The 1061-nt window shown below is 53.7% G+C and carries 1 protein-coding gene; it reads left to right on the top strand.

Features of this window, described 5'->3' with window-relative positions; all coding sequences use genetic code 11:
• On the top strand, nt 1–1061 hold a 1061-nt coding region (locus EAE91_RS23505; protein WP_214090546.1), incomplete at both ends, for an amino acid adenylation domain-containing protein.

Raw genomic sequence — 1061 nt, 5'->3', positions numbered from 1 at the left:
ATTTGTGTGTCACGTTCACCGGTGATGGTGGTAGCGCTGTTAGCAGTATTGAAAGCCGGGGGTGCCTATGTGCCGCTGGACCCAACTTATCCGCTGGAGCGTTTGGCATATATCCTGAATGATACTACTCCGTCAGTGGTATTGGCTGATGCGACTGGACGGGCAGCACTGGGTGATGAGGCGTTGAGCGAGCTGACGGTACTGGACCCGAATACCGTGCCAGATCAGTCGGATCGTAACCCGCAGGTAGCTGCGTTGACGCCACGGCACCTGATTTACATCATCTATACTTCCGGCTCCACTGGGCAGCCGAAAGGGGTGATGGTGGAACATCAGGCGGTGTATCAGCGTCATTTGGGTTTTAATGAGTCTTATGCGGTGACGGCGCAAGATCGGCTGTTGCAATTTGCTTCTTTTGCATTTGACGTTTCGGTGGAAGAGTGTTTCTCGACATTATGCAACGGGGCCACGCTGGTCATGCGTGATGACAGTTGGCTGACGTCGATGTCAGAGTTTATTGCCTTAGCCCGACAGAACCGTATCACCGTGCTGTCTCTGCCGGCGTTATTCTGGTCCGAACTGATTGCCAGAGATAATAATGCATTACCGTTACCGGATTGTCTCCGGCTCATTATCATTGGTGGAGAGGCGGTTAAGAAGAGCGCCATTCAAGATTGGTTTGTGCGAGAAGTCCACCGACCCCGACTGTTGAACGCTTATGGCCCGACGGAAAATACCGTCACAGCGACTTGTAAGGAGGTTTTATCCCCAACCGATGATTGCTCTATCGGTCGGCCGCTTAAAAATACCTGCGTTTACCTGCTGGACAAATACGGCCAGTTAGTCCCGGTGGGCGGCGTTGGCGAAATGTATATTGGCGGCGTGGGTGTGGCGCGGGGCTACCTTAACCTGCCGGAATTGAGCGCGGAACGTTTTATACCGGATCCTTTTAGCTCGGTATCCGGCGCGCGGATGTATGTGACTGGGGATTTGGCCCGCTACTTGCCGGATGGCAGCCTGGAATTCCTGGGGCGTAACGACCATCAGGTTAAAATTCGCGG

The organism is Photorhabdus noenieputensis (genome assembly GCF_018448935.1).
Lineage (GTDB): Bacteria > Pseudomonadota > Gammaproteobacteria > Enterobacterales > Enterobacteriaceae > Photorhabdus > Photorhabdus noenieputensis.
This window is presented reverse-complemented; position numbering and strand designations above follow the sequence as displayed.